This is a genomic window from Xenorhabdus szentirmaii DSM 16338 (genome assembly GCF_002632585.1).
Classification (GTDB): Bacteria; Pseudomonadota; Gammaproteobacteria; order Enterobacterales; family Enterobacteriaceae; genus Xenorhabdus; species Xenorhabdus szentirmaii.
Map to the genome: position 1 here is coordinate 1 of NZ_NIBV01000022.1, position 1,304 is coordinate 1,304.

Below are 1,304 nucleotides of genomic sequence, written 5' to 3' on the forward strand. Positions count from 1 at the left end.
CCCCGACAGTGACGAGACGAACGGCCTCAAACAGCAATACCAGCGCCAGCGCGAACAAATCAGTGAGATTAAGCTGAAAATTCGGGAGCTGATTGGGGATGACAAAAGCAACTAAGGGCAGGGAGTGAGCCGCTCTTAAAAACAAGCCGGAAGATCACGGGGATCTTTCCGGCATTGTATTAATTAAACATATTATTGATATCGCCTTTTATTTTATCTAATGCTTCATTGATCTTAAGTCGTTCATTAAAATCATCTCGCCAGATAAAGTATTCAGAAAAACCACCATAGCCTCCGAACATAGACCCATATGCACGACGAGCATCTTCAATAGCAGATTTTGCATCGTTTGTTCCTCCATAGGTTGGGGGCGTCAGCAATGCAATAACGTTCTCTATGCCCTTTATCCAGTTTCCTCCACCGTTATCACGCATAATTTCCCATAGTGAAAAGAAAAGGGCTCTTAATTTTTTCGACTGTTCAATAGAGTCCATACATTACCTCAAAGGCCAATCTTCTAATACTTTGACTCCATCTATTTTCCAAGGTTCTTTGATGAAGATTTGCATTTTATCTTGTCCACCTAAATATACTCCTCCTTGATATCCTACAGGACCTTCAAAAATAGTTGTGCCTTTAGGAATTTTTACCTTATATACAGCGTTTATTGGTGATTTACCTGTTAATTCTCCAGCTTCATTGAACCATTGAGGTTTAACTGCAGTATCTATTCTTACATGAGCAACAGAGGTTGGTGGTGATGTGGTAAACCATTGCCCTAAGCCATTTTGCCCGCCCCCGCCATTTCCCCCTCGGTAAAGAACAAGGTCTTCGTCTAATATCTTAGAATTATATTTACCACCGGCAAAATTACCTGCAGGAGCCCAACGAATATTGCCAGGATGGTCACCTAACGGGCCAGGATTATTTACCATATCAAATTCATAGCCAGTAGAAGTACTACTCAGCCCAAACGGGTCAATCCAACCTGTAGGATTTTTGACATACCCGTATGGATTGACTCCGCCCAACAACCCAATGGGATCGGGCGAGATGTACTGCGCGGTCTCCGGCGAGTAATAACGGAACCGATTATAGAATAATCCTGACTCTTCATCCTCATATTGCCCTGCAAAGGGGCATCAGCTCCGACGCCATCATACCCGCAGGGCAACGGCAGCCCGCACAGGGCAAGGCTTTCAGGATAGCAGATTGCCCCATTTTCCCCGATCACTTTTTTGACCCCGACGTGCACTTTCAGATTGTTTTCATCGGCAACGGGCGAACGTCGTCCGGTTTACCGG

Annotated in this window: 2 protein-coding genes and 1 pseudogene; all 3 read right to left on the bottom strand. The window is 44.7% G+C overall.

The window, feature by feature from the left end; translation table 11 throughout:
* Positions 1–179: 179 nt before the first annotated feature.
* Positions 180–494 carry a hypothetical protein gene (locus tag Xsze_RS21410; protein ID WP_038235206.1) on the bottom strand — a complete coding sequence of 105 codons (315 nt, stop codon included), beginning with the start codon at positions 492–494 and terminating at the stop codon, positions 180–182.
* A gap of 3 nt (positions 495–497) precedes the next feature.
* A complete protein-coding gene (locus Xsze_RS21415) occupies positions 498–935 on the bottom strand; it encodes a hypothetical protein (protein WP_244431752.1) in 438 nt (145 codons plus the stop codon).
* 90 nt (positions 936–1,025) lie between these two features.
* A pseudogene (locus Xsze_RS23065) lies at positions 1,026–1,076 on the bottom strand (hypothetical protein); the annotation flags it as partial.
* Positions 1,077–1,304 lie beyond the last annotated feature (228 nt).

Coding starts and splice junctions, on each gene's coding strand:
- Xsze_RS21410 (WP_038235206.1), bottom strand. CDS start 494: ATGGACTCTATTGAACAGTCGAAAAAATTAAGAGCCCTTTTCTTTTCA.
- Xsze_RS21415 (WP_244431752.1), bottom strand. CDS start 935: ATGGTAAATAATCCTGGCCCGTTAGGTGACCATCCTGGCAATATTCGT.